The organism is Psychrobacter sp. SCQQ22, from assembly GCF_015864605.1.
GTDB classification, from domain to species: Bacteria; Pseudomonadota; Gammaproteobacteria; order Pseudomonadales; family Moraxellaceae; genus Psychrobacter; species Psychrobacter fozii.
Genome location: NZ_JADYWZ010000005.1, coordinates 76,537 through 91,472, shown reverse-complemented (window position 1 = coordinate 91,472; position 14,936 = coordinate 76,537). Strand labels below are relative to the sequence as shown.

At 42.6% G+C, this 14,936-nt stretch carries 14 protein-coding genes; 5 read left to right on the top strand and 9 right to left on the bottom strand.

Going from position 1 to position 14,936, the window contains the following annotated elements:
• Window positions 1-541: 541 nt before the first annotated feature.
• Together ftsY and I6E84_RS08300 are read left to right on the top strand one after the other, a co-directional pair.
• Window positions 542-1,453 carry a signal recognition particle-docking protein FtsY gene (gene ftsY / locus I6E84_RS08305; RefSeq protein WP_227680899.1) on the top strand — a complete coding sequence of 304 codons (912 nt, stop codon included), beginning with the start codon at window positions 542-544 and terminating at the stop codon, window positions 1,451-1,453.
• A 92-nt stretch (window positions 1,454-1,545) separates the two neighbouring features.
• Complete coding sequence (locus I6E84_RS08300; RefSeq protein WP_197217413.1) at window positions 1,546-2,118, top strand: methylated-DNA--[protein]-cysteine S-methyltransferase; 573 nt, start codon at window positions 1,546-1,548, stop codon at window positions 2,116-2,118.
• A gap of 198 nt (window positions 2,119-2,316) precedes the next feature.
• Here I6E84_RS08300 and feoB read toward each other — a convergent pair whose 3' ends face one another.
• The 3 genes from feoB to I6E84_RS08285 form a co-directional block, all read right to left on the bottom strand.
• On the bottom strand, window positions 2,317-4,236 hold the full coding sequence (gene feoB, locus I6E84_RS08295; RefSeq protein ID WP_197217411.1) for a ferrous iron transport protein B: 1,920 nt from the start codon (window positions 4,234-4,236) through the stop codon (window positions 2,317-2,319).
• A 200-nt stretch (window positions 4,237-4,436) separates the two neighbouring features.
• Window positions 4,437-4,775 (bottom strand): FeoA family protein, encoded by a 339-nt coding sequence (locus tag I6E84_RS08290; RefSeq protein WP_197217409.1) that lies wholly within the window; start codon window positions 4,773-4,775, stop codon window positions 4,437-4,439.
• 231 nt (window positions 4,776-5,006) lie between these two features.
• A complete protein-coding gene (locus I6E84_RS08285) occupies window positions 5,007-5,756 on the bottom strand; it encodes a YebC/PmpR family DNA-binding transcriptional regulator (RefSeq protein ID WP_197217408.1) in 750 nt (249 codons plus the stop codon).
• Window positions 5,757-6,074: 318 nt separating this feature from the next.
• Between I6E84_RS08285 and I6E84_RS08280 the strand changes: the two genes are divergently transcribed.
• Window positions 6,075-6,905, top strand: coding sequence for an ion transporter (locus tag I6E84_RS08280; RefSeq protein WP_110923789.1), 831 nt, complete (start codon window positions 6,075-6,077; stop codon window positions 6,903-6,905).
• A gap of 43 nt (window positions 6,906-6,948) precedes the next feature.
• On the opposite strand, the gene I6E84_RS08275 is transcribed toward I6E84_RS08280, so the two are convergent.
• Entirely contained in the window at window positions 6,949-8,250 is a 1,302-nt protein-coding gene (locus tag I6E84_RS08275; RefSeq protein ID WP_110923790.1) for an ABC1 kinase family protein, read from the bottom strand.
• 144 nt (window positions 8,251-8,394) lie between these two features.
• On the bottom strand, window positions 8,395-8,931 hold the full coding sequence (aroQ, locus tag I6E84_RS08270) for a type II 3-dehydroquinate dehydratase (RefSeq protein ID WP_197217407.1): 537 nt from the start codon (window positions 8,929-8,931) through the stop codon (window positions 8,395-8,397).
• A 464-nt stretch (window positions 8,932-9,395) separates the two neighbouring features.
• On the opposite strand from aroQ, the gene I6E84_RS08265 reads away from it, so the two are divergent.
• Window positions 9,396-9,611 carry a cold-shock protein gene (locus I6E84_RS08265; RefSeq protein WP_110923792.1) on the top strand — a complete coding sequence of 72 codons (216 nt, stop codon included), beginning with the start codon at window positions 9,396-9,398 and terminating at the stop codon, window positions 9,609-9,611.
• A 280-nt stretch (window positions 9,612-9,891) separates the two neighbouring features.
• A complete protein-coding gene (locus I6E84_RS08260; protein ID WP_110923793.1) occupies window positions 9,892-11,046 on the top strand; it encodes a DEAD/DEAH box helicase in 1,155 nt (384 codons plus the stop codon).
• A gap of 358 nt (window positions 11,047-11,404) precedes the next feature.
• Here I6E84_RS08260 and I6E84_RS08255 read toward each other — a convergent pair whose 3' ends face one another.
• The 4 genes from I6E84_RS08255 to murB form a co-directional block, all read right to left on the bottom strand.
• Window positions 11,405-12,307, bottom strand: a complete 903-nt coding sequence (locus I6E84_RS08255) for a sulfite exporter TauE/SafE family protein (protein ID WP_197217406.1) — start codon at window positions 12,305-12,307, stop codon at window positions 11,405-11,407.
• A gap of 206 nt (window positions 12,308-12,513) precedes the next feature.
• Window positions 12,514-12,807 (bottom strand): cbb3-type cytochrome oxidase assembly protein CcoS, encoded by a 294-nt coding sequence (ccoS, locus tag I6E84_RS08250; protein ID WP_197217405.1) that lies wholly within the window; start codon window positions 12,805-12,807, stop codon window positions 12,514-12,516.
• A gap of 139 nt (window positions 12,808-12,946) precedes the next feature.
• Entirely contained in the window at window positions 12,947-13,657 is a 711-nt protein-coding gene (locus tag I6E84_RS08245; RefSeq protein WP_227681383.1) for a YdcF family protein, read from the bottom strand.
• A gap of 67 nt (window positions 13,658-13,724) precedes the next feature.
• Complete coding sequence (gene murB, locus I6E84_RS08240) at window positions 13,725-14,873, bottom strand: UDP-N-acetylmuramate dehydrogenase (protein WP_197217403.1); 1,149 nt, start codon at window positions 14,871-14,873, stop codon at window positions 13,725-13,727.
• Between the last annotated feature and the right edge of the window lie 63 nt (window positions 14,874-14,936).

The following is a 14,936-nucleotide window of genomic DNA, read 5'->3' as shown; positions in this document are numbered from 1 at the left end:
GACCGATAAATCCATTTAAAATAAACAAATAACTGATTGTGATAACTTTTAGGGCAAGCTTATGAATAACCCAAATAATAATAGCCGTGTGGTCATTAACCTCGATGGAGATCTTGATGACTTGGATGACGACGATATTACTTTACCCAGTCTATCGGCACAATCCGTACCCATTATCGATGAGACTGTCGATGTTGCAGTATCACAAAAAGACAGCACGATAAATAAAGAAGTGCCAAGTATCAATGCCGTTGCCAATGCAGCAGATAATATTGCTTTGGGCTCACCAATTGATAGTAATACTGCTAATACAGACAAAGCTAATAAAGATGAAGCTGCGACATCTGGTAATACATCTACTGCGCCAATCATGCCATTACAAGATCAATTAGGGGATACACCAGCTGTTAGCGCCGTAACTAATAATGTCAGTAGCAATACAACTAACAGTGCAAATAATAATACGCAAGCGCTGATTCAGACAGCATCAGAGTCAGTAGAGACTCAAGAAAGTAATAAAAAAGGCAGTTGGTTTAATCGTATGAAAACGGGGCTGAGTAAGTCACGTAAAAACCTAGCCGAAGGTATGGTCAGTATCTTGATCGGTGGCAAAGAGATTGATGATGAGCTATTAGAAGAAGTTGAAGATCAACTGCTCGTTGCCGATATCGGGGTAAATGCAACCAATCGTATTATCAAAAGTCTGACTGAGCAGACTGCCCGTGGTGATTTGATTTATGCACATTCATTATATAAAGCATTGCAAAGTGAACTGGTCGATATTTTAACCCCGAAAGTTGCGCCTCTAGTGATTGATAGCACCAAAAAGCCATTTGTCATCTTAGTTGTGGGTGTCAATGGTGTGGGTAAAACGACAACGATTGGTAAGCTTGCTAAGCGCTTACAAGGTGAAGGCAAGTCAGTGATGTTGGCAGCGGGTGATACGTTCCGTGCTGCTGCGACAGAGCAGTTACAGATATGGGGTGAGCGTAATAACATACCAGTAGTGGCGCAAGGTCATGGTTCTGATAGTGCGTCTGTCATCTTTGATGCCATGCAGTCTGCCAAAGCAAAAAACATCGATGTGTTAATCGCGGATACTGCTGGTCGTCTGCAAAACAAAACTCACTTGATGGCCGAACTAGAGAAAGTCGTACGTGTCATGCGTAAAGCCGATCCAAGTGCACCGCATGAAGGCATGATTGTACTTGATGCTGGTACAGGGCAAAATGCGATTAACCAAGTAGAGCTATTCAATAAAATCGTACCATTGACTGGTATTACCATTACCAAATTAGATGGTACGGCAAAAGGTGGCGTAGTCTTTAATATTGCTGAGACAACGGACGTGCCTATTCGCTATATTGGGGTGGGTGAGTCGATTGATGATTTACGTGCCTTTAGTCCAAAACAGTTTGTTGCCGCATTATTTGAGACTGATGATAAAGAATAAAATAGCCATTTTTAACCCATTTAGATGACTATCGATTGAATTGAAGACATGCCCTAGCAAATTATTTTTAAGACAATTGGGAAGTAGAAGCCATGATAGTTACCACAGCAGCCTTTGGATCACATCGATTAACGCTAATCGCCCGTGTCAATGAGCATGGTCACCCTATGCTCGTTGAGGCCAATTGGTTGCTGGCAGGTAACTCTTGGCAGCACTCAAAATCTATTCCCAAACTCAAAAAGCATTATAAACTTACAGAGCAAGACTTTACCTTTATAGATAATAATAGCCTAAGCAGTGATGAACCTTCTCAAGCGTTATTGATAAAGGCCATCGCGCAATTAACGGCGTATTTTAAAGGTGAGCTTCAGGCTTTTGATTTGCCGATAGATATGAGCTTGGGCACTAAATTCCAGCAGCAAGTATGGCATGCACTACAAGATATCAATCATGGTGAAACGATCAGCTATGCTACATTGGCAAAGCGTGTTGATAGTCCTAAAGGGTTTCGTGCCGTTGCTAATGCCAATAGCAAAAACCCTTTTAGTATTATCGTGCCTTGTCATCGAGTGATTGCTAGTGATGGTAAGCTTGGCGGTTATACAGGCGGGCTAGATAAAAAAGAATATCTATTAGCGCTTGAAGGAGTCAAATGTAAACCATAAGCGTAAATCTACTTTTTACGAATTGATTGAGCACCAAACCTGTCATGAGGTTTGGTGCTTTTTTATTTGGCGCATTTATTACAGCCAGAGCAGCCTTGTGACTTCTTAAATATGACCTTTGTCCATACATAGTAAATAGAGATGGCAACGATTATAAAGACGATAAAATATTCTAACCATATACTCATTATTAACTCCTTAGAATCCAAAAATTTGGCCCGTTATTCGATAGACTACCCAAGCCATGACATAAGCCAATACAAACAAATAGCCAGTGATGGCCAACGTCTGCTTTAGCGATTTTGTCTCACGGCGGATAACCGTCAGCGTGGCCAAACACATAGGCGCATATACGTAAAATGCTAAAAACGAAAATGCAGTCGCAAGTCTCCACTGGGCATGAATGATTGGAATAAGCGTTTGATTGATAGCTTCATCACCGACACTGCCCACGGCATAGACTGTACCCAAAGCTGCCACCACGACCTCTCTTGCTGCAAGTCCTGGAATTAAAGAAATACACATCTGCCAGGTAAAGCCAATAGGCGCAAAAATAGGCTCAATCAAATGGCCAAGCATACCAGCAAAGCTGTAATCAATAGCGGGTCCAGCGGTGCCAGTAGGGGCTTCTGGAAAGGTAACCAACACCCATAGTACAACAGATAAGGTGAAAATAACGGTACCGGCTTTCATTAGGAACGCACTTACTTTGTCCCAAAGCTCACCCGCTATATGCCTAACATTGGGCATACGATACGTGGGTAGCTCCATTAATAAAGGAAAAGCCGAAGACTCTGACTTTGTGTTATGAAAATGTTTGAACAGCCAAGAGATTAGCGCCGCTGAAAACGTGCCAGCCACATATAGTATAAATAACGTAATACCCTGCAAATTAAATATGCCAAGCACCGCATGATTGGGTATCACAGCGGCAATAATGAGCGCATAGATAGGTAAGCGAGCCGAACAGGTTAGCATGGGTAAAACAGCAATCGCTACCAATCGTTCTGTATGACTAGGAATAGTACGGGTCGACATGACTGCTGGTACGGCGCAAGCAAAACCTGATAGTAGGGGAATAAACGAGCGTCCAGACAGTCCTATCTTAGCCAATAGGTTGTCTAACAAAAAAGCGGCTCGGGGCAGATACCCTGAATCTTCAAGTATTAATAAAAATAGAAACAGTAATGCAATTTGTGGCACAAATACCACGACGCTGCCCACACCAGCCACGATGCCATCGACAATTAGGCTTTGTAATATTCCATCTGGTAACCACTGTGATAACAGAGTTCCCACGCTACCTACTAGCCACTCAATGCTGTCCATCAGCGGTGTGGCCCATGCATATACTGCTTGAAATATAACAAACAAAATCATCAATAAGATGACGACACCTATCACGGGGTGAAGTGTCAATTGGTCTAAGCGTTCATGCCATTTGGGCAAACGCTGTACGGCCGTCACGGCTCGGCTGAGAATATCGTCAGCCTGTTGGTACATCGTATGGGTGTCAGTATCAGTTTCAAAAAAATGTATGGGCTGCTCGCTATCACCAATATAATCAATCAGTTCATCGGCTAAAGTGAGTAATTTCGCACAACCTTTACGTTTAATGGCGACTGTTTGTACGAAAGGAACACCTAGCTCATCTGATAGTATCGACTCATCGACGACCAAACCACGGCTCTGCGCCACATCACTTAGGTTGAGCGCCACGATGATGGGTAAGCCTAAGTTTTTTAGCTCTAGCAACATACGTAATGACATACGTAGATTGGTTGCATCAGCCACAAATATAATCCCATCAGGGACAGATTCGCCAGGCATCTGCCCAAACAGTACTTTACGAGTGACTTCTTCATCGAGACTGGCTGTTTTTAAACTATAAGTGCCCGGTAGATCTAAAATATTGACATTAGAGTGCCCAAGTAGGCTAGCACTGCGTTTATCAACTGTGACGCCAGAGTAGTTTGCCACTTTAGCTTTAGAGCCTGTAAGCACATTGAAAGTAGCTGTTTTGCCGCAATTGGGTGCGCCGACCAAAGCCAGTGTGATAGGAGCAGTGCTGGTTTTTATTTGATTGGCTGGTACTGAAAGGGTTGCTGAAGAGGACATAAGCTTAGGAATCGCTGTTAAAAGGGCTGGTATCGTCATTCCACTAAAAAAGCGTTACTGCGTTCACCTCGCTTGACGTATTTAATATACATCTACACTCGGTTGCCTTGCACTACTTTTAAATGGAATCGACTATATGAAAAAAGCGTTTGGATAGAGCACGTGGGCATCCAACAATTAGTGCCTTTTATCATTTGCCTTTATGTGACAGCGCGGCATTGTATTTTTATCAGTTCATCGGCACGTAAGCTAAATTGCGCGCCTGTGCTGAGTTGTACTGCATAAGGTGGCTTACCAAACAATCCTTTGGCTACAATGTGAATCAAAGTATTAGGTAAAAACCCTAAATCTTTTAGTCGTTGACTGATAGCACCATCGATCTCACCAAACCGACTATTGGCGACAATCTCATCAATGATGGCAGGTTGACGCTTATCGAAATTCAGCAATGAACAGACAGGAGATGATGTGGTTTTGTTATCAGAAAAAGTAGACGTATCGGTAGTGGGGCGTTGAGAAGGGAGGATCGTAATACTCATAGAGAGTCCTTAATTATTCGCATTATTGCAAATAATAACTATTACTGTTTTTGTGCGATTATATTCCTCAACTTTCACAAAAACAATATCCATAAGGCAGCTTGTGACAACAAAAAACCAGACAGTAAGAAACTGTCTGGCTCTAAAGTTTAAATGATTAATACTAAAGGTTATTTCTAATATTTAGGTCTCAAAGTTCAGCAACATAGGCCACATTTGAGACTATATTAATCATCCTTCAAGCTGTGCCATTACGTCAGCAGAGAAGTTCACATTGCTATAAACCTCTTGCACATCATCGATATCTTCTAGCATATCAATCATCTTCATGACTTTTTCGGCATCTTCAACATTGTTTATTTCGGCAATGGTTGATGGTGACATGGTTACTTCCGCATTGTCAGAAACAAGACCCGCTGCATTAAGCGCGTCTTGAACCTGACCGAAGCTTTCCCATTCAGTGATGACAAGTAAGCTTTCACCATCATTTTCGATATCGAGTGCGCCAGCATCTAGTGCTGCCAGCATGACTTCATCCTCTAAGCTTACATCGTTAAAGGTGATTTCGCCGCGTTTGGTAAACAGATAAGCCACTGAACCTGTAGTGCCAAGATTACCATCGTTCTTCGTAAAAGCATGACGTACTTCGCTGACCGTACGATTTAGGTTGTCAGTCATGGTCTCGACCAGTACGGCCACACCGCCCACGCCGTAGCCTTCATAGCTGACATCTTCCATGTTTTCATTATCGCCGCCGCCTGTACCACGATCGACCGCACGGTTAATCGTGTCGCGGGTCATGTTGACTGATAGTGCTTTTTCGATCACGGCACGTAAGCGCGGGTTTTTATCAGGGTCGGGGTCACCTTGCTTGGCAGCAGAAACAATTTCACGGATAATCTTGGTAAATACTTTACCTTTTACCGCATCCTGACGAGCTTTGCGGTGTTTGATATTTGCCCACTTTGAATGGCCTGCCATATAACATCCTTAAGTTCTGCGTACTATTTATTGTGCTTAAAAAAAGTGTTTAATAATCATCTTTCATACCAAGTCACGTGTCTTATCAGATAGATAGTCTATCTCTTTTACGTAATAGAGCTACTGACACGTTAACGATTTGTATGTTGTTGAGAGTGCTTTTTTGCTACACTGTGGCAACTTATAGATTGTATTCACTGTGATAAGTGAGCAATATTATAAACCAGTTTTGTGTATTTTGACTAACTTGGCCTTATCCATCACATTTTAAGTCATTGGATGCTATCAAGCCATTGATTTTATGAAGTTACTGACTCTATGAAGCAACTCACTGCCGAAGCCATTACACACTTGCGTAACCGTATCCATGTCATTATTGAAGGCACGGACACTCGTTTAGGCAAGCTTTTTGATATTGTATTATTGATTGCAATCTTGGCCAGTGTGGCTGTGGTGATGCTTGATAGCGTGCTATATATGCGCCTGCAGTATGGCACCATATTCTTTTACGCAGAATGGTTTTTTACCATTTTATTTACGATGGAATATGCCTTAAGGTTATTTTCAGCCCCCAATCGCTTACGTTACGTTTTTAGTTTCTTTGGGGTTGTGGATTTGTTGTCCGTATTACCAAGTTACTTAAGCCTAATGTTCGTAGGTGTGCAGTATCTACTCGTCATACGTGTTTTGCGCATTTTACGTATCTTTCGCGTACTCAAGCTCAAAGCTTATATGCAACAAGCGGGTTTTTTGGCCTCGGCACTCAAGACCAGTCAGCAAAAAATCACGGTTTTCTTCTTGTCTCTCGTATTACTAGTCACGATTTTTGGCTCGATTATCTACGTGGTAGAAGGGCCAGAGAACGGTTTTACCAGTATTCCACTGTCTATCTACTGGGCGGTCGTTACGATGACGACGGTCGGCTATGGTGATATGTCACCCAAGACTCCGCTTGGTCAAGCGATTGCGAGTATGGTCATGATTACGGGTTATTCGATCATTGCCGTACCCACAGGTATTTTCACCTCTGAGCTAGCACGTAATATGCGTCCTCAACTCAATCCTGTTACTTGTCCCAACTGTGGTAAGTTCGGTCATGCCATCGCAGCAGAGTTTTGTGATCGCTGTGGACATGCGCTGCACGTTTAGTATGGCCTAGCAGCTTTGATATGAGTTTTCACTTCGTATCATGCTATATATCGATGTACTCACTGATAAGCGGTGATAAGTCAATATCTACGCCCAGATTGACCAAATTCCAATATTGCCCTGATACGGTTCGGTCGAGCATCATGGTCGTCGCAGAAGGCTGAAACTGACCGAAATACTTCAAAGATGTTCGCATTTGTGCAATGGCTTCGTGATGTATTTGACTACTACCAAAATCGAAAGTACCTGTTTGATAAGGTTCAATAGAGAAGGGCTTTAGGCCAATGGATAGCCATTTTTCATAGAATTCACCAGGGATGTTTTTATCATCATCACGGCGAATATCTAATGCCACCAAATCTTGCTCAAGGGCAGTCACATCACTTTTGATCGCATGTTTGGCGAAACGTCGAAACAGTTGAACCTCGTTGTCACTATAACTGCGAATACCGCCGAAATCATAAGCCACAACGCTGCCGTCTTTGCGAAAGGCAAAGTTGCCAGGATGTGGATCACAGTGCATACGGTACAATCCAAACAGCTGGCCTGCAGTAAAATGAAATAGGCGCTTGGCTATTTCTTGTTTGATATCATTATCCCAACTCGCTGCGACGGTTAGCGTTTCTCCCATCTCTTCAGTCAGTGTCAAAATCCGTTTAGATGAGTGGCTACTAATAACTTTCGGAATAATAAGACCTTCGTCCTCTGCATGAAACGCACCAAATACGCGTAAGTTATGCGCTTCTTTGATATAGTCCAACTCATCATGCAAACTTTGGCGAATCTCATGAAACAACTGTTCTTGTAGTTGCTTACTCATATTGAGCACACCAGCGATTTTCAAAGCCATGCGTACTTGTTTAAGATCACTATCACAGTTTTCATCCACATCGGGATATTGAACTTTGACGACGACTCTTTGACCAGAGGGCAATACTGCCTTGTGCACTTGTCCAATAGAGGCAGCGGCAAATGGTGTCTCTTCGAATTCGTTGAATAATTCTCCCACAGGCGCTTTGAGCTCACGTTCTATTTGAGCTTGTATCTGTGCGTATGGCATAGGCGGCGCATCTTTTTGCAGCTTTTCTAGAGCTGTGGCAACCTCAGGTGGGAACACGTCTTTATATTGTGACGCGATTTGCCCCACTTTCATGACGGCGCCTTTCATTTCACCAAGCGTCTCGGCTATTTGAATGCCCACATCTTGCATGAGCTCCGAGCGTGCTTGCAGACGTTTCTCTTCATCGCTTGATAGGTGCTTAAATGAGTTTTTAGCTGCTTTTCCGGCAATACTTGCAGTCATGCCGGCGAGTTTCATAAAGCGCTTTCCAGACGATTTTGCCATTCATATCACCGTATATTGGGTTGTTTATTCAGCCATAATGCTATTATTTTAATCAAAATGTTACCGTTTAACTGAGCCATCTTTAGTACATATAAGCAATTATTATTAGCACTTAAAACCACCACTTCAAAAAACCGATAAATGTTAGTCGCTAAGATTGATAGAGTAGAGGTTGTTGAGCCAATAATCTAGTGCCATTTGATATCCTATCTGTCCCAAACCACAAATCACACCGACTGCGACATCGCTCAAATAAGAATGATGGCGAAAAGGCTCACGTGCATGAACGTTAGATAAGTGTACTTCTATAAATGGCTTTTGTGTGGCCAATAGGGCATCACGTAGAGCAACTGAAGTATGCGTAAATGCAGCAGGGTTGATGATAATAGCATCTACTTGCACTGTTGCATCTGCTAACAATCCATGATGTTGGATGTCATCTACTAACTGACCTTCATGGTTTGATTGTATGCAAATCAATTCGATATCATACTGAGCAGCACGCGCAATCAAACGTTTTTCGATATCAGCAAGCGTCGCATGACCATAAATATCAGGTTCACGCTTACCCAATAAATTTAGATTGACCCCGTTAACCAACAGCAGCTTATGAGTGAGTGTATTGCTGTTGCTCTGACTAGAAGGCTTTGATGCTGCGGTAGATTGTGAAGAGGTCGTCATACTGGTCTCTATAGCGATTAGGTAAAGGGAGTGGTTTATTCTTTATTGTAAGGCATAAGGGTCGTAGAAAAAGAGAATTATGTCACCCAATGGTGCTTATTTGTTTATGATAGCAGCTTGCTAGTAGTGGTTATAAAAAAATTACATGAAAAATCAACCTGAAAGTAAAAAAGCATGCTAAAAGTCTTTATGTTGCTAAAAACCCGTGCTATGATATTTTTTATGCAATAATTATTGCAAGTTTGTTGCTATAGCTAAAGTAAGGCTAATATGAAAGTCCCTTATTGTCTCTATAAGCGTAAAGAATGTTTGTAGAGATAATTGTCTATCATAAAAGCTATATTTTAGTAATAGTGGTTAGTGTAGGACTCTTAAGTTTTTTGATTTCATAATCTTAGATCCCGTTTGTATGCAATGTTGCAAAGGAATTTGGGGCTAAGCGGACTTTTTTAGGAAGTAATATTATGTCAGCTCGTGAGCAAGGTACTGTTAAGTGGTTTAATGACTCAAAAGGTTTTGGTTTCATTCAACGTGATAGCGGAGAAGATATTTTTGTCCATTTCCGCGCGATTCAAGGTGATGGCTATCGCTCTTTAACAGATGGCGCAAAGGTTGAATTCAGTGTAGTAGAAGGCGAAAAAGGCCTTCAAGCTGAAGAAGTCAGAAAAGTAGACGAGTAATCTATCCGGTCATTAGAGCGGTTTAGCTATAATGTCTGTACAAACTACTGATATACTACTGAGTCAAGCCCGTCTTATCTTACCTATGTTGAGTGAATCTCCGCATATTAGGTCAGAGTAAGTATCGGGCTTGGCTTTTTTATGTCTGCATGACTATCCGCTATCTATAGATTTGATATGGCAATGATTATTGGTGACGCTATATAGTATTATAACGTTTGATAATGCGTTTGCTTACGATGAACAACATACAAGTGATTAATACAAAAAGGATATTTTTTTGAGTAATTTTACGACATTTACTGATTTGCCGCTTTCAGCACCGACATTACGTGCTGTCAGTGATTTAGGGTTTACTGCATTGACGCCTATCCAAGCACAAATACTACCACATACGTTGGCAAATCAAGACGCTATTGGACAGGCTCAAACAGGTACTGGTAAGACGGCAACTTTCCTATTAACGATCATGGAGGCATTGCTTAAGCGTCCTTTTACCAATGATGAAGAGCGCTATTTAGGTGAGCCGCGTGCAGTTGTAATGGCACCCACCCGTGAGCTTGCCCAGCAAATATTTGATGATTGTATCGCTTTGACCAAATATACGGCGCTACATAGCGTGTGTATCATGGGTGGTACTAATTATGAAACCCAGCAGCATGAGCTTGAGCGTCAATATGTCGATATTTTGGTCGCGACGCCTGGACGTTTGATTGACCTTGCGAATAAAGGCATGGTCTATTTAGATCGCGTTGAAGTACTGGTGTTGGATGAAGCAGATCGCATGTTGGATATGGGATTTATTCCTGATATTAAGCGTCTGGTAGGCCGGATGCCAGCCAATACAGACCGTCAGAGCTTACTATTCTCTGCCACCTTTAACCAAGATGTCATGAATTTGGCTTATCGCTGGTTGCATGAGCCGCAGTTTGTTGAAATTGAGCCTGAGCACAAAACCAGTGAGTTGGTCGATCAGCACTTTTACTTATTGACAGAAGATCAGAAACTAGAAGCCTTGCAGCGTATTATTAGTGATCCTGCAGTGGACAAAGTCATTGTATTTGCCAACCGTAAAGACCAAGTTAAGCGTTTATATCATAAGCTGCGTGCAGACCACAAAATCGTGATGCTGTCAGGTGATGTTATTCAGCAAAAACGTGAAAAATATCTACAGCGCTTTAAAGATGGCCATGCTTCTATCTTGGTCGCAACAGATGTCGCAGGACGTGGTATCCATGTCGACGATATCAGTCATGTGGTTAACTATACCTTGCCTGATCAGCCAGACGATTACGTGCATCGTATCGGTCGTACAGGACGTGCTGGGCAAACCGGTATCAGCATTAGCTTCGTGAGTGAAGATGACGCGTTTAATGTACCCGCCTTAGAAAAGCATTTGGATACTAAGTTTTCGCTTGAGCAATGGCAAGAGTAGTACTTTTAAAGCTGCTAGTTTTTCTATGTAGTCAATCCTCTATAAAAGAGTGACAGCGTTAACCTTGCTGGAAGTATTACATATACATCTGCACTCGGTTGCCTTGACTTTCTTTTAAACTGAATTAACTATAGTGTGCAGCGAATAAAATGATAAAAGCCCTTAACATTCATACTGATGTTAAGGGCTTTTTTATACGTCAAGCTTTGATAGCACGCAATGTTACATTTTAATAATATAGTCAAAGAACTCTAAAATGGGTACAAGGCAGCCTCCTTAGATGTACAAGTAGTACATCTAAGGAGGATAACGCCGTAGCGGTTTAGTAATTCACTGACTATATCTGTGGTCGATGACTCTATTGAGCATGTTCCATCGTTTCAGAGTGCTCATTATGATTCATGTCCATTGACGCATCACTCATATCATGCATACTATGATCCATGCCTTGGTGAGATGTGCTGTCATCCGCTGGCATCATATGGTGATTGCTGTGACCCATGTCTGCGTCCATAGGCATGTCCATCATTTCTGAGTCACTCATTTGCATATGATCGCCATGCATATTAGACATATCATGCCCACCATGCATACTTGACATGACCATCGGCACGACCGCGACGGCCAAACCTGATATGACCATGATAGCGCCATTTAGCTGTCTTAGGCGAAAGCGTCCAATTTTGTCACGTAACCAGCCAACTGTTTCGTGTGTGGCGACCAACATCGGTATTGTCCCTAAGCCAAAGACAAACATGAGTGCCGCACCATTCAATGGATTATGAGCAACTACGGCAATAAGTAAGGCACCATAAACCAACCCACAAGGCAAGAAACCCCAAAGCAAGCCAGCAGTTAGTGCACGTGGAAACGTGTTGAGCGGGAATACTTTTTGACGCAGCGGGCTTAGATACTGCCAAAAACGCATACCAAAACGTTCAAGTTTGTTCAAAAATGGTGCGCCAAGCATGGTGATACCAACAAACACCAGTACTAAGCCTAATAAAATACGTGGCATACTATTGCCCATCATTAATGGCGCTAGTACAGTGGTTCCAATCAATCCTGCGATTAAGCCCAATAATGCATAACTGCTCAAACGGCCTAGATGATATGTGGCGACAAGCGCGCGGCGTTTAGCAGGACTGGCATCTTTCATCGATAGGCCAAACGCTGTCACAAGACCACCACACATACCCAAACAATGTGGTGAACCAAAAAATCCCATTAGTAATGCCGCAACGAGCAAAGCTGTGGTCATGGGGTGATTCTCCTAAAAACAGTGAAAGATTGAATCTACTTAAATAGATGGTATTGACGAAACATAATCGTGAGTCACGTATAGTCAAGATATGGTCAATTCTATATTGATTAGACAAGGTGCTAGGCTTGTTCAGTCTATTATATGTAACACTTGAATTTGTCTTATTTGCCTCTAAATGATCTCGAACCGACTATCTCTCGAAGCTATATTTTTGGATTGCTATCAATATTAGAAGGGTTGACGGAATCTGTGTCAGTAGCGTTTTTTTTATCACCAGCTGTATCAGTTGCAGCACTACCATTTGCTTGCTTAGTAGATGTAGCATTCTCATGAGCTTGCATGGTTTGTCTGCGCTCTTGACGATCATCTAATATAATGCGCTGTGATGCATTGTCTAAGTCTTCAAATTGGTTTGATTTTACCGCATAACGTACTGCCCAAATGGCAACCACAAATAACATGAGACTTAACGGAATTAATAAAAATATACTGAGCATGGAGAGTCTCTTAGATAGCAATTTCTGGTGGCATTATACACCTATTATTAATGTGGTGATTGCCTGTGAACATAAAAGTGAAATAGCTGCTAGCTATGCTCATCATTAAATAAAATCCAGTTCAAATGCTAATTCAGTTCTATTCTGTAGGTGACTTTGCCGCATTGCCTCTAGGCGTTAATAGCTGCTGTGAAGTTACGTCTTTAGCATGACGACAATCCATCTGCGGACGTATTACATCACGCAAATAAGCGGCAACTTCATAAACGGCGCGCCGTGAATGAGTTAGATTCTGTGCAGGTTTTTCCCAGTCTCGACCAACTGGCAGAGGAGCGCTGAGAGGTGTGGTATTGATACCATTTAGCGCAAACTGTCTACGGGCGCGTGCCATATGGTAGCTATCAGTGATGAGGTAGACGTGACGTAGTGGTATACGCTTTGCGGTAAAGCGTGCATTTTCGCAAGTATTCATACTGGCGTTTTCGCTTATCAGTCCATCAATATCATGCTCGATGAGCCATTGACCGAGCCAAGGCGCTTCAGCACCACTGAGCACAATAGGTAAGGGCAGGTCGTGATAAGCGCCCGCAGCAGTACGAGCACGATTGAGACTATAGCTGTTTAAAATAATTTGATTGTTCTGGTCGTTGGTCAGTCCTCCGCCTAATACTACATAGGCCGTCGGTGGAGAGCTCACCGCTCCAGAAGGTATCTTTGGCAAGGGAAGTAGCGTAAATAGATAAACAATCGATTGCGAGAATAAGGGGGTGAATAAACTAATGAGGACTAAAATAACAGTTGTGGAGCCAAGCAAAAAGGTAATATTGATAATACGAAAAAGCGTTATCATACGTTCAGCTGAACGCAAGTAATAATGCCATAATCGCTTAGATAACAGCCGCTTAGACCGTGACTTTTTAGGCCACATGCTCATCATGCCCAATCGAGCTGTCAGTATTTACCCAAACCGGCTCACGTGATAACTGAATCGCAAATTTCTCATAGATCGCATCAGTGATATAACGCTGTGCTATCGCGACATCTTCTTGGGTTGCCTGATAAGGGGCATGGTTGGTGAGTACCAGTGCTTGCTGCTGATGGGTGACAATGGGTGCAATACCACCACCTTTTAACCCTGCCTGTTCAATGAGCCAACCGGCTGCAACTTTTATTTTATCATCAGGCATTGGATAACCAACGATAGCTGGATAAGAGGCTTGTAACACAATGAACTGCTCTTGGGGAATAATCGGATTCTGAAAAAAACTGCCACAGTTAGCCAGATGTTTGGGATCCGGAAGTTTCTGTTGGCGAATATCTATAATAGCGTGCATCACATCAGCAGGAGTAGCCTTGTTTCGGTCTTGCTGTTCAGCATAGCGTTGTGCGACTGTCTGTACATCACCGTAACTGGCTAACACTTTGCTTATATCTGTGTGTAATCTGAACCCCACACGGCTGATTAGCCATGTATTGGGAGTCCGTTTAAAGATACTGTCGCGATAGCCGAACTCACAGTCTGCGATTGATAGCTGATGCCACGTCTGCGTGGGGATGTGGTAAGCACGGACATACTGTAAGTGGTCTTCTAGCTGGACACCGTAAGCGCCAATATTTTGTATCGGTGCAGCGCCAGTGAGGCCAGGTATTAGCGCAAGATTTTCTAACCCGTACCAACCTTGACTGACCGTATGGACAACCAAATCATGCCAGTTTTCGCCTGCCATCACTTCAATATCGACGTAACGATCCGTCTGGGCGGTCAAGCTTATGCCGCGCATTTTCGGCTGTAACACGATTGCATTTAGTTGTGTTGGCAGTAATACGTTGCTACCACCAGACAGCACAAACAATGGCTTTTGTTGCTCTGTGTTTTTTGCATAGTCTGCCATAAAGGTGTCAAGTTGAGCCTCATCTGTCAACGTCACAAAATAGTCAGCGATACAGGTCAGTGCCATAGTATTGCTGTGTGACAGATCAACGGACTCGCTAGGCAATAATTTTGCTGCTGAAACCGTTGTCGTGGCAAGTTGAGCACTAGAATTAAGGCATGAAGCTGAGGTCATAACGTAGCTCATATGGCAAATAGATAAAAAATTACATAGTAATCATTATAAAGGATGCGAGAC

Coding starts and splice junctions, on each gene's coding strand:
- ccoS (WP_197217405.1), bottom strand. CDS start 12,807: ATGCTCAGTATATTTTTATTAATTCCGTTAAGTCTCATGTTATTTGTG.
- I6E84_RS08285 (WP_197217408.1), bottom strand. CDS start 5,756: ATGGCAGGCCATTCAAAGTGGGCAAATATCAAACACCGCAAAGCTCGT.
- murB (WP_197217403.1), bottom strand. CDS start 14,873: ATGACCTCAGCTTCATGCCTTAATTCTAGTGCTCAACTTGCCACGACA.
- ftsY (WP_227680899.1), top strand. CDS start 542: ATGAAAACGGGGCTGAGTAAGTCACGTAAAAACCTAGCCGAAGGTATG.
- I6E84_RS08300 (WP_197217413.1), top strand. CDS start 1,546: ATGATAGTTACCACAGCAGCCTTTGGATCACATCGATTAACGCTAATC.
- I6E84_RS08290 (WP_197217409.1), bottom strand. CDS start 4,775: ATGAGTATTACGATCCTCCCTTCTCAACGCCCCACTACCGATACGTCT.
- feoB (WP_197217411.1), bottom strand. CDS start 4,236: ATGTCCTCTTCAGCAACCCTTTCAGTACCAGCCAATCAAATAAAAACC.
- aroQ (WP_197217407.1), bottom strand. CDS start 8,931: ATGACGACCTCTTCACAATCTACCGCAGCATCAAAGCCTTCTAGTCAG.
- I6E84_RS08275 (WP_110923790.1), bottom strand. CDS start 8,250: ATGGCAAAATCGTCTGGAAAGCGCTTTATGAAACTCGCCGGCATGACT.
- I6E84_RS08265 (WP_110923792.1), top strand. CDS start 9,396: ATGTCAGCTCGTGAGCAAGGTACTGTTAAGTGGTTTAATGACTCAAAA.
- I6E84_RS08245 (WP_227681383.1), bottom strand. CDS start 13,657: ATGATAACGCTTTTTCGTATTATCAATATTACCTTTTTGCTTGGCTCC.
- I6E84_RS08255 (WP_197217406.1), bottom strand. CDS start 12,307: ATGACCACAGCTTTGCTCGTTGCGGCATTACTAATGGGATTTTTTGGT.
- I6E84_RS08280 (WP_110923789.1), top strand. CDS start 6,075: ATGAAGCAACTCACTGCCGAAGCCATTACACACTTGCGTAACCGTATC.